This is a genomic window from Mesorhizobium hunchu (assembly GCF_040081975.1).
Lineage (GTDB): Bacteria > Pseudomonadota > Alphaproteobacteria > Rhizobiales > Rhizobiaceae > Mesorhizobium > Mesorhizobium hunchu.
The window spans coordinates 204,503-226,991 of the sequence record NZ_JBEBMG010000002.1 but is presented as its reverse complement, the minus strand read 5'-3'; the positions used below and the strand labels follow the sequence as shown (position 1 = coordinate 226,991).

Here is a 22,489-nt window from a genome sequence, read left to right as displayed (position 1 = left end):
GATCAGCTCCCCCGGTAGGTCGAGTAGCCGTAGGGCGAGATCAGCAACGGGACATGATAGTGCTTTTCCTCGGCCATGCCGAAGCGGATCGGCACGTTGTCGAGGAACATCGGGTCGGGCAGATCGAGGCCGATGGCGCGGAAATAGTCGCCTGCGAAGAAGATCAGCTCATATTGGCCGAGCTGGAAATCCTTGCCTTGCAGAAGCGGCTCGTCGCAGCGGCCGTCGTCATTGGTGCGGACCGTCTTCAGCTTGCGGTGCGAGTTGCCGCTGACCCGATAGAGAGCGATGGCGAGACCCGCCGCCGGCTTGCCGGTTGCGGTGTCCAGCACGTGGGTAGTCAGCCGCCCACCTGCCGTATGCGCTCCTGCCAACTGCCGCCTCCCTTCACGGTACAATCGAACATGACGATGAATTGTGCATCAATTAAAGGCCAAGCATAAGGCATGGTCGAGCCGGGACCGACAAAAACACTTTCAAATTTTTCAGTGGGATGGCAGCCACGGGCTTTCGACTATCCTTGGCATCGCGCACCGGGCAGGAGGAACAATGCGTTACGTCAGAGACATGCGCGGCTACGGCGCCAATCCGCCGGACCCGAAATGGCCCGGCGGCGCGCATGTCGCCGTGCAGTTCGTCGTCAACTACGAGGAAGGCGGCGAGAATTGCATCCTGCACGGCGACAAGGCCTCGGAGGCCTTCCTGTCGGAAATCACCGGTGCCCAGCCCTGGCAGGGCCTGCGGCACTGGAACATGGAATCCATCTACGAATACGGTGCGCGTGCCGGCTTCTGGCGTCTGCACCGCCTGTTCACGGAGCAGGGCGTGCCCGTCACCTGCTACGGCGTCGCCTCCGCGCTCGCCCGCTCGCCCGACCAGCTTGCCGCCATGCAGGAAGCCGACTGGGAAATCGCCTCGCACGGCCTGAAATGGATCGACTACCGCGATCATTCGCCGGAAGACGAGCGTCACGACATCGAGGAAGCGATCAGGCTGCATACGCAAGTGACCGGGCAGCGTCCGACCGGCTGGTACACCGGCCGCACGTCCGACAACACCGTTCGGCTGGTGGCCGAGGCCGGCGGTTTCGACTACTGCTCCGACACCTATGACGACGACCTGCCCTACTGGCTCGACCATGACGGGCACGGCAGCGCCATCGATCCGCTGCTGATCATTCCCTACACGCTGGACGTCAACGACATGCGTTTCGGCATCCAGGCGGGCTTCTCGAACGGCGAGCAGTTCTTCACCTACATGAAGGACAGCTTCGACACGCTCTACGACGAAGGCAAGGGCGGCCACCCGAAGATGATGACGATCGGCCTGCACTGCCGCCTGATCGGCCGCCCCGGCCGCTTCGGCGCGCTCAGACGCTTCATCGACTATGTGAAGAACCACGACAAGGTGTGGCTCGCCCGGCGCATCGACATCGCCCGGCACTGGCATGAGACGCATCCGTACGAGGCGCCGTCACTCAGGCCCTCGCGCATGGAGTTCGAGGAATTCGTGCACCGCTTCGGCGGCGTGTTCGAGCATTCTCCCTGGGTCGCCGAACGCGCCTACGAACTGGAGCTCGGGCGCGCGCACGACACGGCCGGCGGCCTGCACAACGCGCTCTGTCGCGCCTTCCGCTCAGCCAGCGAGAGCGAGCGGCTCGCCGTGCTGAAGGCCCATCCGGACCTCGCCGGCCGGCTGGCGGCGGCGAAGCGGCTGACGCCGGAATCGGAGAAGGAGCAGGCTTCGGCGGGGCTGGACGCGCTGACCGACAAGGAGCGCGAGCTCTTCTCCAAGCTCAACGCCGCCTATGTGACGACCTTCGGCTTTCCCTTCATCATCGCGGTGAAAGGGTTGAGCAAGGAGGAAATCCTGCACGAATTCGAGCGGCGCATCGGCAATGGCCGCGCCGAGGAATTCGCCACGGCCTGCAACCAGGTGGAGCGCATCGCGCTGCTGCGCCTCAAGGACATTCTGCCTCAGTAAACTTTCCCATGAGGGAGCGAGCGATGGACATGCTCAAGACAGCGAACCGCACCTACTACGCCCCCAGAGGCGGCCTGCCGCCGCAGAGCGACCTGATCAGCGACCGTGCCGTCTTCACCGAAGCCTATGCGGTGATCCCGAAGCGCGAGTTCTCGGACATCGTCACCAGCTTCCTCCCGCATTGGGAGAAGACGCGGCTGTGGGTGATCGCCCGCCCGCTGTCGGGCTTCGCCGAGACCTTCTCGCAATATGTCATGGAAGTGCAGCCGGGCGGCGGCAGCGACAGGCCGGAGTCCGACAAAGGCGCCGAAGGGGTGCTGTTCGTGGTCGAGGGCGAGGTCACCGTGACGATCGCCGGCGTGGCGCACCGCCTAACGCCGGGCGGCTATGCCTACCTGCCGCCGGCGAGCGGCTGGACGCTGCGCAACGAAGGCGGCGAGACGGCACGCTTCCACTGGATCCGCAAGGCCTACGAGGCCGTCGAGGGGCTCGACGCGCCGGAACCGCTGTTCCTCAACGAGAACGATATCGCGCCCTCGCCGATGCCCGACACCGAGGGCGGCTGGGCAACGACCCGCTTCGTCGATCCGGCCGACCTTCGCCACGACATGCATGTCACCGTCGTGACGCTCGCACCGGGTGCCGTGATCCCCTTCCCCGAAACGCATGTGATGGAACACGGCCTCTATGTGCTGGAAGGCAAGGCCGTCTACCGGCTCAACCAGGACTGGGTGGAGGTGCAGGCCGGCGACTTCATGTGGCTGCGCGCCTTCTGTCCGCAGGCCTGCTATGCCGGCGGGCCGGGCAATTTCCGCTACCTGCTCTACAAGGACGTAAACAGACACGCCAAGCTTGGTGGTTTCGGAAAGTGAAGGTGACTTTGAGAGGCTTTTCACCCCCACCCCTAACCCCTCCCCACAAGGGGGAGGGGGAGCTGCCGCATTCCAAGTCCCCCTCCCCCTTGTGGGGAGGGGTTAGGGGTGGGGGTAATTTTGACGGGCAACACGGTCAGGTGCGGCAATGACCCGCATCATCACCGCCCGGCCCCTCACCCGTGGAAGCTTTGCGCCGTTCGGCGAGGTGATCGATTTCGACACCGACAGCCACTATTCCATCAACGGTGGCCGCTGCGAGCGCTATCACGCGCTGGCGAAACCGGAGGCGACCGGCCCGAACGGGCACGTGCTGATCAACCTGTTTCGCGGCACGCCCTACGACTTCCCGCTCAAGCTCACCATGGTCGAGCGCCATCCGTTCGGCAGCCAGGCGTTCATTCCGCTGTCACCCCGACCGTTCGTCGTGGTGGCATGTCCCAACGGGCCGGATGGACCGGGTGAGCCCGCCGCCTTCCTGACAGCGCCCGGCCAGGGCGTGAACTATCCGCGCGGCCTGTGGCACGGCGTGCTCACCCCGATCGGCGAAGCCCAGGATTTCGTCGTGGTGGATCGCGGCGGCGACGGCTCCAACGTCGAGGAATTCCATTTCTCGCATCCTTACGAGATCCATCTGCCGCAGGATTTCAGACCTTGAGCGACGTTTCCCTGATCGACCGCCTGCTCGACGTCATCGAGGACGACATCGTGCCGAAGACGGCCGAAGGCGTTCAGCAGGGCAACAAGCTGTTCGGCGCGGCGATCCTGAGAAAAGGCGACCGCTCGCTGGTGATCGCCGAGACCAACAACGAAATCGAGAACCCGCTCTGGCACGGCGAGGTGCATTGCCTGAAACGCTTCTACGAAATGCCCCGAGCCGAGCGTGTCGACACCAAGGACGCGATCTTCCTCGCCACGCACGAGCCCTGCTCGCTGTGCCTGTCAGCCATCACCTGGGCCGGCTTCGACAATTTCTATTACCTCTTCAGCCACGAGGACTCGCGCGATTCCTTCGCCATCCCGCACGATCTCCGCATCCTCAAGGAGGTCTTCACGCTCGATCCCGGCGGGTACAATGCCGAGAACGCCTACTGGAAAAGCTATTCGATCCGCCGGCTCGCGCGCGCTTTGCCCGACGCCGAGCGGAAGCGGCTGGAGGAGCGCATCGATGCGATCTCGAAGCGTTACGACGACCTGTCCGAGGCCTACCAGTCCGGCAAGGCCGACAACGACATTCCACTGAACTGAGAGCAGCACGCCGCTCCCGTCTTGTGGGTGTGCAGGCATCGGCACCCAACGGGCTAACCCGGCCGGCTCCCGTCGGCGCGCAGCGAATGCGCCGAATGCAACTCGCGACATGACCGGCCTGTAGGGCTGGGCCGACAGGAACATGCGCCGGGACGCGCAAACCCTCCGTTCGACAGGCCGCGTCGCGCCCCGTAACGAAGAAAAGCTGGTATCCGGCCTCGATTCCGGGGAAACGACACCGCGCCTGCCTCTTCAGCCTCGCTCGGCCAGACGTGCGATTGGTCCAAAAGCGACATGCGATTTACGCCACGGCATGTCGCATTCGGTCTTGCGCCGGCCTTTCCCTTGCGGCCATTATCTCTGCTGACAAAAAACATCGGCCGATCCAAGGTCGAACCAACAGAGTGAGGAGCACCATACATGTCCAGTGAACTCGAATTCCTGAGCCGCTACGTGGCGAAGGGAAAGCTTAGCCGGCGCGATTTCCTCGGCCGGGCGGCGGCTCTCGGCGCCAGCGCCGCGTTCGCCAACAGCCTGCTGTCCAGCGCGGCGCATGCGGAAGGCCCGGTCAAGGGCGGCACGCTCAAGGCCGGACTGCAGGGCGGCGAATCCTCCAACGTGCTGGATCCGGCGCTCAACCTGAGCCAGGTCAACTTCAACTTCGGCAAATGCTGGGGCGAATTGCTCGTGGAATTGAAGCCGGACGGCAGCCTCGAGCAACGCATCGCCGAATCGATCGACTCGTCGCCCGACGCCAAGACGTGGACGATGAAGATCCGCAAGGATGTCGAATTCCACAACGGCAAGACGGTCACCCCCGACGACGTGAAGGCGACGATCGAGCGCCACGCCGACGCGAAATCGAAATCCGCCGCGCTCGGCATCCTGGGCGGCATCGACACCATGAAGGTGGATGGCGAGACAGTCGTCGTCACCCTCAAGGACCCGAACGCCGACTTCCCCTACCTGATGGCCGACTATCACCTCGTCATCCAGCCGAACGGCGGCAAGGACGATCCGAACGCAGGCATCAGCGCCGGCCCCTACAAGGTGACGGCCAACCAGCCGGGCGTGAAATACGGCGGCGAGAAGTTCGCCAACTACTGGCAGGGCGACAAGCTCGGCCATGCCGATCAGATCGAGATCATCGTCATCAACGACGCGACGGCGCGCATGTCTGCGCTCCAGGGCGGCCAGGTCAACATGATCAACCGGGTCGAACCGAAGATCGTCGACCTGATCAAACGCGTGCCGGGCGTGACGGTGCAGACGGTTTCGGGCCGCGGCTTCTATCCGTTCAACATGTTCTGCGACACCGCGCCCTTCGACAACAACGATCTGCGCATGGCGCTGAAGCTCGCCATGGACCGCGACGAGATGCTGGAGAAGATCCTGCGCGGCTACGGCGAGGTCGGCAACGACATGCCCGTCAACAAGGCCTATCCGCTGTTCTCCGACGATTTCGAACAGCGCAAGTTCGATCCCGACAAGGCTGCCGAGTTCTACAAGAAGTCCGGCCACTCCGGTTCTATCCTGCTTCGCACGTCCGACGTCGCCTTCCCCGGCGCCGTCGACGCCGCCCAGCTCTACCAGCAGAGCTGCGCCAAGGCCGGCATCAAGATCGAGATCAAGCGCGAGCCCGGCGACGGCTACTGGTCGGAGGTGTGGAACAAGCAGCCGTTCTCGTTCTCCTACTGGGGCGGCCGGCCGACGCAGGACCAGATGTACTCGACCGCCTACGTCTCGAACGCCGACTGGAACGACACGCGCTGGAAGCGGCCCGAGTTCGACAAGATGGTCGTCGCGGCGCGCGGCGAGCTCGACGAAGCCAAGCGCAAGAAGATCTACCGCGACATGGGTCAGATGATGCGCGACGAGGGCGGACTGATCGTGCCGTTCTTCAACCAGTATATCGACGCCAGCGGCAAGGGCGTGGAAGGCTGGGAGGCCAATCCCGCGCAGGAAATGTGCAACGGCTACGCGCTGGCGCGCTGCTGGCTGCAGGCCTGAGTAAGATCGAAGGGCCGGTGAAAACCGGCCCTTCTGCGCCTCGCGGTCTCCGTCAAGGCCGCACCTTCCCATTTCAAGAAGGTTATCGATGTCATATCCAATCGTGAAGCTGATCGGCCAGCGCGTCGCGCTCGGCATCGTGCTGCTTTTCGCCGTTTCGATCCTGATCTTCGCCGGCACGCAGATCCTGCCCGGCGACGTCGCGCAGGCGATCCTCGGCCAGTCGGCCACGCCGGAAGCGCTGGCCAATCTGCGCGAGCAGCTCGGGCTCAACGACCCCGCCTGGCTGCGCTACCTGCACTGGCTGGGCGGAATCCTGCACGGCGACTTCGGAACCGCGCAATCGAGCGGGCTCGACATCGCCAGCTCGATCGGGACCCGGCTGAAGAACACGCTTTTCCTCGCCGCCTGCGCGGCGATCGTCGCGGTGCCGCTGGCGATCGTTCTGGGCCTCATCGCGGTGCGCTACCGCAACGGCTTCGTCGACAGGCTGATCTCGGGTCTGGCGCTCGCCTCGACCTCGTTTCCGGAGTTCTTCATCGGCTATGTGCTGATCTTCCTGTTCGCCGTGCACTGGCAGATCTTCCCGTCGATCTCGACCGTCGACGAGACGACGCCTTTCCTGCAACGGCTGGAAGCGGTGGTCCTGCCGGCCACGGCGCTGACCCTGGTGGTGCTGGCGCACATGATGCGCATGACGCGCGCGGCGATCCTCAACGTCATGCAGTCGGCCTATATCGAAACGGCGGAACTGAAGGGACTCAGGCCCTTCGACATCATCCGAAAGCACGCCTTCCCGAACGCCATCGCACCGGTCGTCAACGTGGTGATGCTGAACCTCGCCTATCTCATCGTCGGCGTGGTCGTGATCGAGGTGATCTTCGTCTACCCCGGCATGGGGCAGTATCTGGTCGACCATGTCGCCAAGCGCGACGTGCCGGTGGTGCAGGCGGTCGGCCTGATCTTCGCGGCGGTTTACATCACCTTGAACATCATTGCCGACATCGCGGCGGTCCTTGCCAATCCGAGGCTGAGACATCCGAAATAAGGGGATGCGGATGCCAACAGAAAAAGAGGGGATACGGGGATGATGGCGCTGAGACAGATACCGATCACGGCCTGGATAGGCCTCATCCTGACGGGCGCCTTCCTGTTCTGCGCGATCTTCGCGCCCTGGATCGCGCCGCACGGCAATGGCGAGATCGTCGGCGACGTGTGGGAGCCGATGTCGTCAACCTACCTGCTCGGCACCGACAATCTCGGCCGCGACCTGCTCTCGCGCATGATCTACGGCGCGCGCATCACCATCTTCATCGCCGTGATGGCGACGGCGCTGTCGTTCTCGCTGGGCGCCATCCTGGGCTTCACCGCCGCCGTGGTCGGCGGCTGGTTCGACACGCTGATGTCGCGCTTCGTCGACCTCCTGATGTCGATCCCGACGCTGATCTTCGGCCTGGTGGTGCTGTCGGTGCTGCCCACCAACATCCTCACCCTGATCCTGGTCATGGGCATTCTCGATTCCACCCGCGTCTACCGGCTGTCGCGCGCGGTGGCGGTGGACATCAACGTCATGGACTATGTCGAGGCGGCCAAACTGCGCGGCGAGGGTAAGCTGTGGATCATCTTCCGCGAGATCCTGCCCAATGCGCTGTCGCCGCTGATCGCGGAACTCGGCGTGCGCTTCATCTTCGCGGTCCTGTTCCTGTCGGCGCTCTCCTTCCTCGGGCTCGGCGTGCAGCCGCCGGATTCCGACTGGGGCGGCATGGTGAAGGAAAACAAGGACGGCATCGTCTTCGGCATACCCGCCGCGCTCATTCCGGCGGCGGCGATCGCGGTGCTCGCCATCTCGGTCAACCTGGTGGCCGACTGGGTGCTCAACCGCACCACCAGCCTCAAGGGAGGACGCGGCTAATGGCGAACGCTGCAACCGAACGCAAGACGCCCCGGCAGGACCTCCTGCTCGACATCCGCAACCTCAAGATCGAGGCCAAGGTCTATCCGCCGGGCGAAGCGCCGAAGACGATCACGCTGGTGCACGACGTCTCGCTGAGCCTCAAGCCGGGCAAGGTACTCGGCCTGATCGGCGAATCGGGCGCCGGCAAATCGACCATCGGCCTGTCGGCGATGGCCTACGGTCGCGGCGGGGTGCGCATCACCGGAGGCGAGGTGCTCCTCAACGGCCGCGACCTCCTGAAGCTCGGCCAGGGCGGCGTGCGCGCCGTGCGCGGCCGCGAGGTGTGCTACGTCGCGCAGTCGGCGGCGGCCGCCTTCAACCCCGCGCACAAGTTGATGGACCAAGTGGTCGAGGCCACACTGCTGCATGGCGTGGCGACGCGCGCCGAAGCGGAGAAACGGGCGCGGGCGCTGTTCAGGAAGCTGTCGCTGCCCAATCCCGACACGATCGGCGAGCGCTATCCGCACCAGGTCTCCGGCGGCCAGCTCCAGCGCGTCATGACGGCGATGGCGCTGTGCTCCGAGCCCGACCTGATCATCTTCGACGAGCCGACCACCGCGCTCGACGTCACCACGCAGATCGACGTGCTGTCGGCGATCAAGGACGCCATCCGCGACACGCATGTCGCCGCGCTCTACATCACCCACGACCTCGCCGTGGTGGCGCAGGTCTCCGACGAGATCATGGTGCTGCGCCACGGGCGTCTGGTGGAATGGGGCGGGACGCGCCAGATCATCAAGGAGCCGCGCCAGGAATACACCAACGCGCTGGTCTCGGTGCACGAGATCGAGCATCAGGAACACGACCAGCAGGGCACGCCTTTCCTGTCGGTCAAAAACGTGACCGCCGCCTATGGCGGCAGCGCCGTCAAGGTGCTCAAGGACGTCTCGGTCGACATCTACCCCGGCCAGACACTGGCCGTGGTGGGCGAATCCGGCTCCGGCAAGTCGACGCTGGCGCGCGCGATCACCGGTCTGCTGCCGCCCGAACAGGGCTCCGTCACCTTCGATGGCCGCAAGCTCGCCAATCGGCTGGCGGACCGTCCGAAGGAGGATCTGCGCCAGCTTCAGATGATCTACCAGATGGCCGACGTGGCGATGAACCCACGCCAGACGGTCGGCACCATCATCGGAAGGCCCCTGGAGTTCTATTTCGGCATGAGGGGCCGCGAGCGCGACCGGCGCGTGGCGGAGCTCCTCGAAGAAATCGAAATGGGCAAGGGTTTCCTCGACCGCTATCCGGCAGAACTGTCGGGCGGGCAAAAGCAGCGCGTGTGCATAGCCCGCTCGCTCGCCGCCAAGCCCAAGCTGATCATCTGCGACGAGGTGACCTCGGCACTCGATCCACTGGTGGCACACGGCATCCTCAAGCTGCTGCTCAACCTGCAAGCCCAGGAGAACGTGGCCTATCTGTTCATCACGCATGACCTCGCGACCGTGAAGTCGATCGCCGATTCCATCGCCGTCATGTATCGCGGCGAGGTGGTGCGCTACGGGTCCAGGAGCAAGGTGCTGACGCCACCCTTCGACGCCTATACCGACCTTCTGCTCTCCTCCGTTCCGGAGATGGAGATCGGCTGGCTGGAAAAGGCGATCGCGGGACGGCGCATGGAAGCCGCAGGAAATTAGAAGGCATTCATCGCTCGGTCATAATACCAAGGTCAGTTGGGGCGCGCAAACGCGACACAGGGGAGAATGCGACGTGACGAAAGAACTCGAAAACATGGCCCGGCTTGCAGGCCGGGGCCAACTCAGCAGACGTGATTTTCTCGGCAGCGCCGCAGCGCTCGGCCTTTCGGCCGCGATGGCTTCGACGCTGGCCGACAAGGCCTTCGCCCAGGCGCCGGTCAAGGGCGGCGTACTGAAAGCCGGGCTGCAGGGCGGCGAATCCTCCAACAGCCTCGATCCGGCTTTGAACCTCAGCCAGGTGACCTTCTCCTTCTGCAAGCAATGGGGCGAGTTCCTGACGCGACTGACGCCGGACGGCGGCGTGGAAAACCTGATCGCCGAAGAGATCAACGCCTCCAAGGACGCCAAGACCTGGACGGTCAAGGTGCGTGACGGCATCGAGTTCCATAATGGCAAGACCGTCACCGCCGACGACGTCGCCGCCACGATCGAGCGCCATGCCGATGCAAACTCCAAGTCCGGTGCGCTCGGCATCCTCAAGAATATCAAGGGTATCAAGCCGAACGGCAAGGAAGTGGTCTTCACGCTTGCCGAGGGCGACGCCGACTTCCCCTACCTGATGGCGGATTACCATCTCGTCATCCAGCCCAACGGCGGCAAGGACGATCCCAACGCCGGCATCTCGGCGGGCCCCTACAAGGTCAGCGTGAACCAGCCCGGCGTGCGCCACGGCGGCGAGCGTTTCGCCAATTACTGGCGCGGCGACAAGGCCGGCCATGCCGACCAGATCGAGATCATCGTCATCAACGACGCAACCGCCCGTCTTGCTGCCCTGCAGGGCGGACAGGTGCACATGATCAACCGCGTCGAGCCGAAGGTCGTGGACCTGGTGAAGCGGCTGCCGGGCGTCTCCATCGAGAACGTCTCGGGCCGCGGCTTCTATCCGTTCAACATGTTTTGCGACACCGCGCCTTTCGACAATTACGACCTCAGGATGGCCCTCAAACTCGCGATGGATCGCGAGGAAATGCTGCAAAAGATCCTGCGCGGCTATGGCGACGTCGGCAACGACTATCCGATCAACAAGGCCTATCCCCTCGTTCCCGAAGGCATCGAGCAGCGCAAGTTCGATCCCGAGAAGGCGGCCGAGTTCTACAAGAAGTCCGGCCACTCCGGCTCGGTCCTGCTCAGGACCTCCGACGTCGCCTTCCCCGGCGCCGTCGATGCGGCGCAGCTCTACCAGCAGAGCTGCGCTAAGGCCGGCATCAAGATCGAGATCAAGCGCGAGCCCGGCGACGGCTACTGGTCGGAAGTGTGGAACAAGAAGCCGTTCTCGCTCTCCTATTGGGGCGGTCGGCCGACGCAGGGCCAGATGTACTCGACGGGCTATGTCTCGACCGCCGACTGGAACGACACGCGTTTCAAGAACGAGAAATTCGACAAGATGCTCTATGCCGCGCAGGCGGAACTGGACGAGACCAAGCGCAAGCAGATCTACCACGACATGGCCGTGCTGATCCGCGACCAGGGCGGGCTGATCGTGCCGTTCTTCAACCAGTTCATCGACGCGGTCGCCACCGACAAGGTCAACGGCTGGGGCAAGAACCCGCAGGGCGAGATGATGGACGGCTATGCACTCAATGAGTGCTGGCTGAACGCCTGATCGCCGCTGTGCTTTGACAATCGTAAGGCGGGACGGCCTTGTTCGTCCCGCCTCTTTCCTGCCCGGATAATGTCATGGCCCTGAAATCAAAACTCCTGCTCATCATCCTCGACGGCGTACCGTATCGCAACTGGCGCCGGCTGTTCGGCAATCTCGAGGGCTGGGTGCAGTCGGGCGATGCCAGGGTCTGGACGATGCGCTCGGTGCTGCCGTCGACCTCCGCCTGCTGCTACGCCTCGATCCATACCGGCGTGTCGCCACAGGTGCACGGCATCCGCTCCAACGAGGAGCGCTTCCGCGTCGGGCAGCCGGACCTGTTCTCGGAGATCACCGGAGCGGGCGGCAAGACCGGCGCGGTCACGCATTCCTACTGGTCCGAATTCTTCAACCGCTATCCGTTCGACCTGGTACGCGACATGGAGTACGACGAGCCGGGCGGGCCGATCACGCATGGCCGCTTCCACACCATGACCGGCTACAATGCCCGCAACCAGATGACGCCGAGCGACGTCGATCTGTTCGCGACGCTGACCATGCTGACCGAGCGCTTCGCGATCGACTACGGCATCCTGCACACCTGCACGCTGGATTCGATGGGCCACCGCTTCGGCCATGACTGCCACGAGATGGACCACGCCTGCTACGCCATGGACGGGATGCTGGCCGCCTTCCTGCCGCGCTGGCTGGACAGCGGCTACGAAGTGATCGTAACAGCCGACCACGGCCAGACCGACCGCGGCCATCACGGCGGCCGCGAGGATTTGCAGCAGGATTTCGCACTCTATTATTTCGGCGCGGCGAAAGGCCCGAAGGAAGAAGTCCTGCTCGACCAGCTCCAGCTCGCGCCGTCGATCCTGAAACGCCTCGGCGTCAAGGCGCCGGCGACGATGAAGGCGAAGGCGTTCCTGGGATAATTTTTCTCTCCCCGTTCACGGCCTTGAGGGCAGGCAATAGCATAGGGCACTGCACCCCCACCCCTGTCCCCTCCCCACAAGGGGGAGGGAGACGCTGACATCGCCGTTTTGCCCCAAAATATCGGTTTCCGGGCATTTTGCCGCTGACATAGAGTCCCCCTCCCCCTTGCGGGGAGGGGTCAGGGGTGGGGGTATGCAACCGCCGAACATTTCATATGCGATTTGCCTTGGCCTCCGGGGGAACGGACTAGGCGGGGACTACTCCACCCCTTCGCCTCGACCGAGCGCCGCCAATGCCTCGACGATGCGTGTGAAGGATTGTCGTGCCCGCGCGACGCTGTGGCGGGCGCGCAGGTAGCCGTGCACGAGACCCTTCTCCTCATGCCAGAGGGCGCGGCCGCCGGCGGCCAGAATGCGGTCGCGGTAGGCCTCGCCGTCCGACGATAGCGGGTCGCATTCGGCGGTGACGATGACGGTCGGCGGCAGGGCTGAGAAGTCCGCATCCGCCAGCGGCGAGAGCGTCGGGTCGCCTGACAGGCTTCGACCGCCGGTGCGGGCCTGCCTGTAGAAGTCAAGGTCGCGGACGCTCAGCATCGGCGCTTCGGCATGGGTCACGTAGGAGCCTTTCGACTGGTCGCCGCCAAGGCCGGGATAAATCAGCACCTGACCGACAGGTCGGCACAGACGGTCGCGCACGGCGTGCGATACGGCGGCGGCGAGATTGCCGCCGGCGGAATCGCCGGCAAGCAGGATCGGGCGCTCATACGTCGCGGCCGCCCATTCGAACGCAGCCAGCGCATCCTCGAACTGGGCCGGATGCACATGCTCCGGCGCCAGCCGGTAGTCGACCGACACGATCTCGTGGCCCGTGCGCGCGCACAGCTCGGCGCAGACGTCGTCATGGCTTTCCAGCCCGCCGACGACGAAGCCGCCGCCATGGAAATAGAGCGTCACGGCGGGCGGATCTTCGCTCGCGCGATAGACACGGACCGGAATGTCGCGGCCGGGGGCGGAAATCGCCTTCGTTTCGACGCCCACGCCTTCGGGATAACCGGCGAAGAACGCGCGGCACATGCGATCGTAGACGGCGCGCTGCTGCTCGATGGTGCCGTCGGCCGTATCGGGCGGATAGTATGAATTGGTCCGGTCGATGAACGCCCAGGTTTCGGCATCGATCAAGGCGCGATAGTCGGTCATGGAAGCCGGCGCCGGAGGGAGGTTGCGACGAGCGCCGACATTGCCGGAAAGACTATCGCCCCTTCCACACCGGGTCGCGCTTCTCGGCGAAGGCCTTGAAGCCCTCCATATTGTCCTCCGAACCATAGAGCACATCGACGGTGGCCAACTGCCGGCGGGTGACGCGGTTCATGATGTCCTGGAATTTTTCTCCTTCCGCCTCGCGCGCCGTTTCCTTGATGGCGGCGAAAACCAGCGGCGGGCCGCTTTCCAGCAGGCGGGCGATTTCCCAGACGCGGTCTTCCAGCTTCTCCTTCGGCAGCACTTCGTTGACGAGGCCCCAACGCTGCGCTTCGGCCACGTCCATCCAGCGGCCGGTGAAGAGAAGATCCATGGCGATATGATAGGGGATGCGCTTCGGCAGCTTGATAGTGGCGGCGTCGGCCAGCGTCCCGGCGCGGATTTCCGGCAGCGCGAAGGAGGAATGGTCGGAGGCGTAGATCAGGTCGCAGGAGAGCGCGAGCTCGAAGCCGCCGCCCACCGCCATGCCGTTGACGCAGGCGATGACAGGCTTGTTGAGACCGCGCAGTTCCTGCAAGCCGGCGAACCCGCCGACGCCGTAGTCGCCGTCCACCGCGTCGCCGGAGGCCGCCGCCTTGAGGTCCCAGCCGGCACAGAAGAACTTGTCTCCCGCAGTCTTGACGATGGCGACGCGGAGTTCCGGATCGTCGCGGAAGGCCTTGAAGGTCTCGCCCATCAGCCGCGAGGTCTTCAGGTCGATGGCGTTTGCCTTCGGCCTATCGAGCGTGACTTCGAATATGCCGCCTTCACGGCGGGTTTTTATCACGTCGGTCATGATGTCCTCCTTCTAACGAGCAGGGCGTCGGCGATCCAGGCGCCCTCGCCCTGTTTGCAGACGATAAGCGGGTTGATGTCCAGTTCCTCGATCGCATCGGCATTGGCGGCGACGAAAGCGCCGATCGCCGACACAGCGTCGATGGCCGCCTCGACATCGGCTTTCGGCCGGCCGCGGTAGCCGTCGAGCAGCGGGAACAGTTTCAACCCGCGCAAGGCGGCCTCGATCTCGTCGCGCGATGCCGGCAGCAGCAGCGTCGCACTGTCCTGGAGCAGTTCGACCAGCACGCCGCCGGAGCCCAGCGTCATGGTCGGGCCGAAGACCGGATCGCGCGTGAAGCCGACGATCAGTTCCGCCACGCCGCCGACGACCATTCTTTCGACATAGAGACCGGAACCGAGCGGGAGCAGCGCCGCGGCGGCCGCGCGCACCTCGTCCGCTGTCCTCAGGTTGAGCTTCACCGCGCCTGCCTCGGACTTGTGGGCGACGCCGAGCGTCTTCAGCGCGACAGGGAAGCCGAGATTTTCAGCGGCCGAGACGGCTTCCTGCACAGTCTCGGCACGCAGCCCCGGCGGCACCGGCAGGCCGGCTTCGGCGAGCAACGCCTTGGCCTGTGCCTCGTCGGGATGGCGGGGTTCGACGGTGCTCTTGTCGGAGAGGGTCGTGGGCTTCATACCCCCACCCCTAACCCCTCCCCGCAAGGGGGAGGGGGACTCCGAGACGCTGGCGTCCCCCTCCCCCTTGCGGGGAGGGGTTAGGAGTGGGGGTTCCAACGCGCCAGCGCTCGACGAATTACCCTCGCCCGCGCCTTCGCGGCCTCTCCATAATGGAAAGGGAGAACGACGCGCCCACGCCTCGCCGATGAACGCCGCCGCTTCTGCAGCATCGAACGCCTCGGCGATGCCGTGGATCGGCACGATGCCGCGCCGGACGAGGTCGGCCGCATGGGCTTCGGGCAGGTTCTCCAGCATCGAGGCGACGACGGCGCCCTTGGCGCCGTTGGTCTGCAACGCCGCCTCGAAGGCCGCCACCGCCGTCCACCAGTCCGCATCCGAGCAGCGGTCGAGACGCGGGAAATCCAGCACCAGCATGTTCAGATCGAACCCGCCGGAGACGAAAGCGCCGAAGGCGTCCGTCATGGCAGGCTGGTCGTTCCAGATGAAGGTGTTGTAGTCGAGCGGGTTGGCGACGGCCACCAGCGGTCCCAGCGCCTTGCCGACCCGCGCGCGATGAGCCTCGGCGAGCGCCGGAAAGCTCACGCTGCGCCGGCCCTCGGCGGCGTCCGCCATCACCGAGGCTTCGCCCCCCGAGCAACTCATGGAGGAAAGCCGTCCGCCCGCCATCGGGCCGATCACATGCAGGAGCTTGAGCGTTTCGAGGAAGGACGGGATGGTGTCGACCCGCGCGATGCCGAGCCGCTTCAGGAACGCATCCGAGCCGGCGTCCGAGCCGGCCAGCGAAGCGGTGTGCGAGATCGTGGCGGCGCGCGCCTGTTCGGAGCGGCCGACCTTCATGGCGACGATGGGTTTCTTCAATTCCCGCGAGCGTTGCGCAAGCCGCTCGAAGCCGGCGACCGAGTCGAAGCCTTCGATATGCAGGCCGAGCGCGGTGACGCGGCTGTCCTCGATCAACCCGAGCGCCATCTCCGACAGGCCGGTCTGGGCCTGGTTGCCGGCCGTCATCAGGAAGGCGATGGGCAGGCCGCGCTGCTGCATGGTGAGATTGCAGGCGATGTTGGAGGATTGCGTGATGATGGCGACGCCGCGCTCGCCCACCCCCAGGCGCTGCCCGCCATGCTGGTCGGGCCACAGAAGCGCGCCGTCGGCATAGTTGATCAGGCCGTAGCAGTTCGGGCCGATGATCGGCATCGCGCTCGCCGCCTCGACCAGATCGCGCTGGAGCCTGTCGCCGTCGGCGTCGTAACCGCCCGTTTCGCGGAAGCCGGCGGCAAAGCAGATCGCCCCGCCCGCGCCCATCGCCGAAAGCTGGCGGATGATGTCGATGGTGAGGTTGCGGTTGACCGCCACGAAAGCGGCATCCGGCGGCGCCGACAGATCGGCGACCGACTTGAAGGCGGGCACGCCGTGCACGTCGGGCCGGCTCGGATGTACCGGCCACAGCGCGCCGGCATAATTCATCTTCAGGCACTGCTCGACCACATTGGTGCCGAAGGCGCCGCCGCCGATGACCGCGACGGATTTGGGGCGCAGGAGGCGGTCGAGCCTATGCATGAGGCACCCCCGCCGATTGGAAAGCCCCGCGTTTCTTCGCGCCCCCCTCTGTCCTGCCGGACATCTCCCCCACACGGGGGGAGATTGGCGGTTTCATCGCCATCGCTCCGTCTCCAGCGCTGGCCGTTGGCGAAAACCGGCGCGACGGCTGATCTCCCCCCGTGTGGGGGAGATGTCCGGCAGGACAGAGGGGGGCGCGAAGGAATGCCGCCGTATCCATCATCCACCCACCGCCCGCAGCAGCGCGCGCGAGATGATGTGGCGCTGGATTTCGCTCGTGCCTTCCCAGATGCGCTCGACGCGGGCGTCGCGCCAGATGCGCTCCAGCGGCAGGTCGTCCATCAGGCCCATGCCGCCGTGAATCTGGATCGCCTCGTCGGCGACGAAGGCGAGCATTTCCGTGGCCTTCAGCTTGGCCATCGCCATGTCCTCGTCGGTGACGGTGCCGGCGTCGTATTTCCAGCCGGCCTCGAACACCAGCAGGTTCGCGGCCTTCAGTTCCGTCGCCATGTCGGCGAGCTTGAAGGACACGCCCTGGAACTTGCCGATCTGCTGGCCGAACTGCCGGCGCTCGGCCGCATATTCGATAGCGTGCTGCAGGGCGCGCTCGGCGCGGCCGAGGCAGGTGGCGCCGACCTGCAGGCGCGTCGCGCCGAGCCACGAATTGGCGACCTCGAAGCCCTTGTGGACCTCGCCGAGGATCTGCTCCTTCGGCAGGCGGCAATCGTCGAATTCGAGGACAGAGTTGCTGTAGCCGCGATGCGAGACGTTGCGGTAGCCGTCGCGCACGGTGAAGCCCGGCGTGCCCTTGTCTACGAAGAAGGCGGTGATCTTCTTGCGCTTACCGCGCGGACTGTCTTCCTCACCGGACGCCATGAAGCAGATGGCGAAATCGGCATGATCGGCATGGGAGATGAAATGCTTGGTGCCGTTGAGGATCCAGTCGTCGCCGTCCTGCACGGCGCTCGCCTTCATGCCGCGCAGGTCGGAGCCGGCGCCGGGCTCGGTCATGGCGAGGCAATCGGCCTTTTCGCCGCGCACGCAGGGATAGAGGTATTTTTCCTTCTGCTCGTCGGTGCCGGCCAGCAGGATATTCGACGGACGCGCCACGCAGTTCCAGTGCAGCGCATAGTTGGCGCGGCCGAGTTCCTTCTCATAGAGCAGCCAGGTGACGGTATCGAGCCCTGCCCCGCCGACCTCGGCCGGCATGTTGGCGGCGTAGAGCCCGGCCTGGATGGCCTTCGCCTTGATCTCTTCCAGAAGATCCTTGCGCAGCACGCCGCTACGCTCGACCTCCAGCTCATGTGGATAAAGCTCGTTCTCGACAAAGGCGCGCGTCGTGTCGACGATCGCCTGCTGTTCTTCGCTGAGGCCGAAATTCATCAGGGGCTCCTGTCAAACCTGTTCATGCGCCGCGGCAAGCATCGCGTCGACCTCGGCGCGCGTCGGCGCCCCGGTGCGGCCGCCATAGCGGGTGCATTTGATGGCGGCGGCGGCGCTGGCGAAGCGCACCGCCTCTGCCGGCTCCATGCCTTCCACGATCGCGACGACATAGGCGCCATGAAAGACGTCGCCCGCCGCATTGGTGTCGACGGCGTTCACCGCAAACGCCGGAACATGAACGGTCTTGTCGTCACCTGTCGGTCGAACCCAGGCCCCGTTCCCGCCATCGGTCACCACGACGGTCGCTGCGTATGTTGCGGCCAAGGCCTCGACGCAGTCCGCCGGCCCGGTCCCGCCGGTCAGGGTGCGCGCGCCGGCAAGTGAAGCGACGATGTGATCCGCCCGCCCGGCCAAGTGCTCGAGCACCGGCTTGCGGCCGACATCGAGATCGAGCACGGCGGGAATGCCGGCCTCGCGCGCGCCGTCGAGCGCGGCCGCGGCCGCAGTCGGCCAGCGGACATCCACCAGCACCGCTGCGAAATCCTCGAAGTTCGGAATGACCGACGGCGCCGCCAGCAGCGGCTCGTCGTAGCGCGGCACGACCATGCGCTCGCCCCGCTCCTCGACGAGGATGGCCGAAACCGCCGTCATGACGCCGTCGAGCCGGCGGACGTGGCGCGTGTCGATGCCGTCGCGCTCGATCTGCGCGATCACGAAGTCGCCGAGAAGACCGATTCCCGCCGAGGCCCACAGGCGCACGTCGCGACCGAGCCGCGCGATCGCCGTGGCAGCACTTGTCGCCATGCCGGCGGCGACAAGCGCCGCGCCCTGCGCCGGATACTTGCCGGGCAAGGCCGGCAGGGTATCGACCTGCATCATCAGATCGGCCGTCAGGGCGCCGACGCACAGGATCGGCGGCCCGGACATGCGGACGCCATCGCCTTCGAGATCGTCACGCGCGCCCAAGCTCAGCCCTTCTTCGCCGCCTTCTTGGCCGACTTCGCAGCCTTTTTAACAGGCTTGTTTGCTTTCGCCCTGGCGGCGGCGACCGACACCGGCTTCTTCGCCAGCGTCGAGAGTCGCTTGACATAATCCTTGTGCAGCGCGCCCGCGCCCCAGCCCTTGCCCTTGTTGGTCTTCGACAGCACGTCCATGATGCCAACGAGGTTCTCGTCGCGGATCTTTTCCAGTTCGCGGATCGACCATTTGTCCGACTGCTCGTCCGATTGCGCGGCGATCAGGTCGACCAGTTCGTCGTTGAATTCCGGCACATCCATCAGTTTGGTCCAAGGCCATTTCAGGCAGGGCCCGAACTGCGCCATGAAGTGGCGCATGCCGGCCTCGCCGCCGGCGACGCGGTAGACCTGGAACATGCCCATCTGCGCCCAGCGCAGGCCGAAGCCGTAGCGCATGATGTCGTCGAGTTCCTCGACCGAGCAGATGCCGTCCTTGATCAGCCACAGGGCCTCGCGCCACGCCGCTTCGAGCAGGCGGTCGCCGACGAAAGCCTCGATCTCCTTGCGGATGACCACCGGCTTCATGCCGATCGAGGCATACATCTCCTTCGCGACCTCGATGGCCTCCGGATAGGTCTGCGCGCCGCCGACGATCTCGACGATCGGCAACAGGTAAACCGGATTGAACGGATGGGCGACCACCAGCCGCTCGGGGTGCTTCTTCATCGCCACCTGCATGTCCGACGGCTTGATGCCCGATGTGGAAGAACCGACGATGGCGTTGGCTGGCGCATGCAGGTCGATCTCGGCCAGCACCTTGTGTTTCAGGTCGAGCCGTTCGGGCACGCTTTCCTGGATGAAATCGACGTCGGCCACCGCCTCGGCTATGGTTTTTGCGTAGGTGAGCTTGCCTTCCCTCGGCAAACCGTCGGGCAGCATCTGCTTATAGGCGCGGCGCGCGCCCTTCATCACCTCGCCGACCTTGCGCGACGCTTCCGGGTCGGGATCGAAGATCGCCACGTCGATGCCGTTGAGCAGAAGGCGCGCGACCCAGCCGGCACCGATGACACCGCCACCGATGGCGGCCGCTTTGGAGATGGTCATTGTCTGAATTCCCTCTTATGGAGGGTGTCGAACCCTACGGCGCCCCCCTCTGTCCTGCCGGACATCTCCCCCACACGGGGGGAGATGCGCTGTTTCGATGTTTCGCGCCTCTCTGCAATTCCGGCGATTGGCGAAAGCCGAGCCGACGGCCAATCTCCCCCCGTGTGGGGGAGATGTCCGGCAGGACAGAGGGGGGCGCGAAGGAACGCCACGTCCGCGATCTCGCTAAGCCGCCAGCGGCGCGCGCTTGGTGAGGTTGAGCTTCTTGCGCACTTCCTCCGGGCCGATCACGCGCGCGCCCATGTTGGAAACGACCGTAACCGCGCGCTCGACGAGCTGGGCATTGGTGGCGAGCACGCCCTTGTCGAGCCATAGATTGTCCTCCAGCCCGACGCGCACATTGCCGCCGGCGAGCACGGAGGCCGCCGCATAGGCCATCTGGTTGCGACCGAGCGAGAAGGCCGAGAAGGTCCATTCCGCAGGCACGTTGTTGACCATGGCCATGAAGGTGTTGAGGTCGTCCGGCGCGCCCCACGGCACGCCCATGCAAAGCTGCACCAGCGCGTCGGGCTTCAGCACCTTTTCCTCGACGAGTTGCCTGGCGAACCACAGATGCCCGGTGTCGAAGGCCTCGATCTCGGGCTTGACGCCCATGCCGGTCATCAGGCCGCCCATGGCGCGCAGCATGCCGGGCGTGTTGGTCATCACGTAGTCGGCTTCGTTGAAATTCATGGTGCCGCAGTCGAGCGTGCAGATCTCCGGCAGACACTGGCGGACATGCTCGACGCGCTCGGAGGCGCCGGCCATGTCCGTGCCCTGCTCCTTCAGCGGCAGCGGGCTTTCGACGTCGCCGAACACCATGTCGCCGCCCATGCCGGCGGTGAGGTTCAGCACCACATCGACGCTTGCGGCGCGGATGCGCTCAGTCACCTCGCGATAGAGCGAGACGTCGCGGCGCGGCTTGCCGGTCTCGGGATCGCGGACGTGACAGTGGACGATCGCCGCGCCGGCCTTTGCCGCCTCGATGGCCGAGTCGGCGATCTGCTTCGGCGAACGCGGGACGTGCGGGCTGCGGTCCTGCGTGCCGCCGGAGCCGGTGACGGCGCAGGTAATGAAGACTTCCCGATTCATGGCGAGCGGCATGATGATCCTCCCTGTCTATCGCGATCATCGCGCCGCTTGCGCCGAGCTGCTTCACACTTTACGAATTTGAAATGCCAAAAAGCGAAAAGCCGACGATCTTCCGACCCGAGCGAGCGACTCTCAAGGTGACGCTGCTTGTGTTCTCCGGCTCCTCCGTCATGTGCGTGGCCTCGACAGTCGATCCGCTGCGCGCCGCGAACCGCATCAGCGGCGACACGCCGTTCGATTTCAAGTTCGTGTCCATGACGGGCGAGCCGGTCGGCACGACCTGCGGCCTGCCGATTGCCGTATCCGGCCGGTTCGATCCTGCCGAGCCGACCGACATGCTGGTGGTGATCGCCGGCTTCGGCACGCAGAACTACGCGACGGCCGCCCTGCTGGCCGGCATGCGCCGCGCGGCGCGCGCGGCACGGGCGGTCGGCGGCGTCGAGGCCGGCACCTGGCTGGTGGCGCGCGCCGGTCTGCTGGAAGGCCGCGCGGCGACGACGCACTGGGAAGACATGGAGGATTTCTCCGCCGCCTTTCCCGGCGTCGACGTGCGCCCGGACCGCTATGTCATCGACGGACCGGTCTTCACCTGCGGCGGCGCCTCCCCGACCTTCGACCTGATGCTGCACCTGATCCGCGCGCGGCTCGGCATGGCGGTGGCGCTCGACGTGGCGAGCGTGTTCATCTACGACCAGTCGCGCGCGGCGACCGACGCGCAGCCGCTGGTGTCGCTGGGGCGGCTTGACGGCTACGATCCCCGCCTCGCGCAGGCGATCCGGCTGATGGAAGGTCATGTCGACCGCCCGCTGACCACGGCCGCCATCGCCAAGCGCGCCGGCGTCACCTCCCGCACGCTGGAGGCGATCTTCCGCCGTTCGATCGGCGAAACACCCGGCGCCTACTATCTCAGGCTGCGGCTCAACGCGGCCCGCAAGCTCGTCACCGATACGCGCGTACCGATGGCCGACATCGCCGGGCGAACGGGCTTTTCCTCGGCCGCGGCCTTCTCGCGCGCCTTTTCGCGCGCCTTCGGCACAGCGCCGGTCAGGCTGAGACGCAGGTAGGGCAGGAAATCAGGCTCAGGCGGCGTCCCTGGCATCGTCGTCGGCGCGCTCGATGAGCGCCCGCATCTGCCGCACGAGATGCGCCTCGAAGCGGCCGGACAGGGCGCGCGTCCATTCGTCCGGCGCCTGGACGCCTTCGCCGGGTTGAGGAAGGGCCATCAGCCGGTCGAAGACCGATGCGGCCTGATCGGGTGAGAGCAGAGCGTCGATATCGCGTTCGTGCTGCATTGTCGTCGCCTCCTTCTGCCAGCCGCCGCACCCTGCAGACTATACGGCTTGCGTGACGGCTGTTTGAAGGCAAGAGAAAGGCGTTTGC

Annotated in this window: 20 protein-coding genes; 11 read left to right on the top strand and 9 right to left on the bottom strand. The window is 65.4% G+C overall.

Features of this window, described 5'->3' with window-relative positions:
* Positions 1–2: 2 nt before the first annotated feature.
* Positions 3–374, bottom strand: coding sequence for a hydroxyisourate hydrolase (gene uraH / locus ABMA46_RS04590; RefSeq protein ID WP_348998133.1), 372 nt, complete (start codon positions 372–374; stop codon positions 3–5).
* Between the two features lie 175 nt (positions 375–549).
* Between uraH and puuE the strand changes: the two genes are divergently transcribed.
* The 10 genes from puuE to ABMA46_RS04540 all read left to right on the top strand — a co-directional run bounded on the left by puuE (position 550) and on the right by ABMA46_RS04540 (position 12,272).
* Positions 550–1,983: an allantoinase PuuE gene (puuE, locus tag ABMA46_RS04585; RefSeq protein WP_348998132.1), complete on the top strand. Its 1,434-nt coding sequence runs from the start codon at positions 550–552 to the stop codon at positions 1,981–1,983.
* 29 nt (positions 1,984–2,012) lie between these two features.
* Positions 2,013–2,855 (top strand): bifunctional allantoicase/(S)-ureidoglycine aminohydrolase, encoded by an 843-nt coding sequence (locus ABMA46_RS04580; RefSeq protein WP_348998131.1) that lies wholly within the window; start codon positions 2,013–2,015, stop codon positions 2,853–2,855.
* Positions 2,856–3,003: 148 nt separating this feature from the next.
* Positions 3,004–3,513 (top strand): ureidoglycolate lyase, encoded by a 510-nt coding sequence (locus ABMA46_RS04575; RefSeq protein WP_348998130.1) that lies wholly within the window; start codon positions 3,004–3,006, stop codon positions 3,511–3,513.
* Complete coding sequence (locus tag ABMA46_RS04570; protein WP_348998129.1) at positions 3,510–4,103, top strand: nucleoside deaminase; 594 nt, start codon at positions 3,510–3,512, stop codon at positions 4,101–4,103. The genes ABMA46_RS04575 and ABMA46_RS04570 overlap by 4 nt, the downstream gene beginning before the upstream one ends.
* A 420-nt stretch (positions 4,104–4,523) precedes the next feature.
* Positions 4,524–6,113: an ABC transporter substrate-binding protein gene (locus ABMA46_RS04565; protein WP_348998128.1), complete on the top strand. Its 1,590-nt coding sequence runs from the start codon at positions 4,524–4,526 to the stop codon at positions 6,111–6,113.
* An 88-nt stretch (positions 6,114–6,201) separates the two neighbouring features.
* The gene (locus ABMA46_RS04560) at positions 6,202–7,161 is read left to right on the top strand and encodes an ABC transporter permease (protein WP_348998127.1); all 960 of its coding nucleotides are present in this window, start codon (positions 6,202–6,204) and stop codon (positions 7,159–7,161) included.
* A gap of 42 nt (positions 7,162–7,203) precedes the next feature.
* Positions 7,204–8,025 (top strand): ABC transporter permease, encoded by an 822-nt coding sequence (locus ABMA46_RS04555; protein ID WP_348998532.1) that lies wholly within the window; start codon positions 7,204–7,206, stop codon positions 8,023–8,025.
* Positions 8,025–9,695, top strand: a complete 1,671-nt coding sequence (locus ABMA46_RS04550; protein ID WP_348998126.1) for an ABC transporter ATP-binding protein — start codon at positions 8,025–8,027, stop codon at positions 9,693–9,695. Before ABMA46_RS04555 ends, ABMA46_RS04550 begins: the two co-directional genes overlap by 1 nt.
* 73 nt (positions 9,696–9,768) lie before the next feature.
* The gene (locus tag ABMA46_RS04545; protein WP_348998125.1) at positions 9,769–11,358 is read left to right on the top strand and encodes an ABC transporter substrate-binding protein; all 1,590 of its coding nucleotides are present in this window, start codon (positions 9,769–9,771) and stop codon (positions 11,356–11,358) included.
* Between the two features lie 74 nt (positions 11,359–11,432).
* Positions 11,433–12,272, top strand: coding sequence for an alkaline phosphatase family protein (locus tag ABMA46_RS04540; protein WP_348998124.1), 840 nt, complete (start codon positions 11,433–11,435; stop codon positions 12,270–12,272).
* A gap of 258 nt (positions 12,273–12,530) precedes the next feature.
* On the opposite strand, the gene ABMA46_RS04535 is transcribed toward ABMA46_RS04540, so the two are convergent.
* The 7 genes from ABMA46_RS04535 to bcoG form a co-directional block, all read right to left on the bottom strand.
* Positions 12,531–13,469: an alpha/beta hydrolase gene (locus ABMA46_RS04535; protein WP_348998123.1), complete on the bottom strand. Its 939-nt coding sequence runs from the start codon at positions 13,467–13,469 to the stop codon at positions 12,531–12,533.
* A gap of 52 nt (positions 13,470–13,521) precedes the next feature.
* Positions 13,522–14,304, bottom strand: coding sequence for a carnitinyl-CoA dehydratase (locus tag ABMA46_RS04530; RefSeq protein WP_348998122.1), 783 nt, complete (start codon positions 14,302–14,304; stop codon positions 13,522–13,524).
* Positions 14,301–16,535, bottom strand: a complete 2,235-nt coding sequence (locus tag ABMA46_RS04525) for an acetate--CoA ligase family protein (RefSeq protein ID WP_348998121.1) — start codon at positions 16,533–16,535, stop codon at positions 14,301–14,303. The genes ABMA46_RS04530 and ABMA46_RS04525 overlap by 4 nt, the downstream gene beginning before the upstream one ends.
* A gap of 219 nt (positions 16,536–16,754) precedes the next feature.
* Positions 16,755–17,918: an acyl-CoA dehydrogenase family protein gene (locus ABMA46_RS04520; RefSeq protein ID WP_348998120.1), complete on the bottom strand. Its 1,164-nt coding sequence runs from the start codon at positions 17,916–17,918 to the stop codon at positions 16,755–16,757.
* 12 nt (positions 17,919–17,930) lie between these two features.
* Entirely contained in the window at positions 17,931–18,884 is a 954-nt protein-coding gene (locus tag ABMA46_RS04515) for a PfkB family carbohydrate kinase (RefSeq protein WP_348998119.1), read from the bottom strand.
* 2 nt (positions 18,885–18,886) lie between these two features.
* Complete coding sequence (locus tag ABMA46_RS04510) at positions 18,887–19,978, bottom strand: 3-hydroxyacyl-CoA dehydrogenase NAD-binding domain-containing protein (RefSeq protein ID WP_348998118.1); 1,092 nt, start codon at positions 19,976–19,978, stop codon at positions 18,887–18,889.
* 225 nt (positions 19,979–20,203) lie between these two features.
* Entirely contained in the window at positions 20,204–21,121 is a 918-nt protein-coding gene (gene bcoG / locus ABMA46_RS04505; protein ID WP_348998117.1) for a 3-dehydrocarnitine:acetyl-CoA trimethylamine transferase BcoG, read from the bottom strand.
* 71 nt (positions 21,122–21,192) lie between these two features.
* Here bcoG and ABMA46_RS04500 point away from each other — a divergent pair, with 71 nt between their 5' ends.
* Entirely contained in the window at positions 21,193–22,173 is a 981-nt protein-coding gene (locus tag ABMA46_RS04500; RefSeq protein WP_348998116.1) for a GlxA family transcriptional regulator, read from the top strand.
* 15 nt (positions 22,174–22,188) lie between these two features.
* Here the strand turns inward: ABMA46_RS04500 and ABMA46_RS04495 are convergent, their stop codons facing one another.
* Positions 22,189–22,401, bottom strand: a complete 213-nt coding sequence (locus ABMA46_RS04495) for a hypothetical protein (RefSeq protein ID WP_348998115.1) — start codon at positions 22,399–22,401, stop codon at positions 22,189–22,191.
* Positions 22,402–22,489 lie beyond the last annotated feature (88 nt).

What these genes read in the sequence shown, in the direction of transcription:
- puuE (WP_348998132.1), top strand. Translation starts at nt 550, where the DNA reads ATGCGTTACGTCAGAGACATGCGCGGCTACGGCGCCAATCCGCCGGAC.
- ABMA46_RS04580 (WP_348998131.1), top strand. Translation starts at nt 2,013, where the DNA reads ATGCTCAAGACAGCGAACCGCACCTACTACGCCCCCAGAGGCGGCCTG.
- ABMA46_RS04575 (WP_348998130.1), top strand. Translation starts at nt 3,004, where the DNA reads ATGACCCGCATCATCACCGCCCGGCCCCTCACCCGTGGAAGCTTTGCG.
- ABMA46_RS04565 (WP_348998128.1), top strand. Translation starts at nt 4,524, where the DNA reads ATGTCCAGTGAACTCGAATTCCTGAGCCGCTACGTGGCGAAGGGAAAG.
- ABMA46_RS04560 (WP_348998127.1), top strand. Translation starts at nt 6,202, where the DNA reads ATGTCATATCCAATCGTGAAGCTGATCGGCCAGCGCGTCGCGCTCGGC.
- ABMA46_RS04555 (WP_348998532.1), top strand. Translation starts at nt 7,204, where the DNA reads ATGGCGCTGAGACAGATACCGATCACGGCCTGGATAGGCCTCATCCTG.
- ABMA46_RS04550 (WP_348998126.1), top strand. Translation starts at nt 8,025, where the DNA reads ATGGCGAACGCTGCAACCGAACGCAAGACGCCCCGGCAGGACCTCCTG.
- ABMA46_RS04540 (WP_348998124.1), top strand. Translation starts at nt 11,433, where the DNA reads ATGGCCCTGAAATCAAAACTCCTGCTCATCATCCTCGACGGCGTACCG.
- ABMA46_RS04535 (WP_348998123.1), bottom strand. Translation starts at nt 13,469, where the DNA reads ATGACCGACTATCGCGCCTTGATCGATGCCGAAACCTGGGCGTTCATC.
- ABMA46_RS04530 (WP_348998122.1), bottom strand. Translation starts at nt 14,304, where the DNA reads ATGACCGACGTGATAAAAACCCGCCGTGAAGGCGGCATATTCGAAGTC.
- ABMA46_RS04525 (WP_348998121.1), bottom strand. Translation starts at nt 16,535, where the DNA reads ATGCATAGGCTCGACCGCCTCCTGCGCCCCAAATCCGTCGCGGTCATC.
- ABMA46_RS04520 (WP_348998120.1), bottom strand. Translation starts at nt 17,918, where the DNA reads ATGAATTTCGGCCTCAGCGAAGAACAGCAGGCGATCGTCGACACGACG.
- ABMA46_RS04510 (WP_348998118.1), bottom strand. Translation starts at nt 19,978, where the DNA reads ATGACCATCTCCAAAGCGGCCGCCATCGGTGGCGGTGTCATCGGTGCC.
- bcoG (WP_348998117.1), bottom strand. Translation starts at nt 21,121, where the DNA reads ATGCCGCTCGCCATGAATCGGGAAGTCTTCATTACCTGCGCCGTCACC.
- ABMA46_RS04500 (WP_348998116.1), top strand. Translation starts at nt 21,193, where the DNA reads ATGCCAAAAAGCGAAAAGCCGACGATCTTCCGACCCGAGCGAGCGACT.
- ABMA46_RS04495 (WP_348998115.1), bottom strand. Translation starts at nt 22,401, where the DNA reads ATGCAGCACGAACGCGATATCGACGCTCTGCTCTCACCCGATCAGGCC.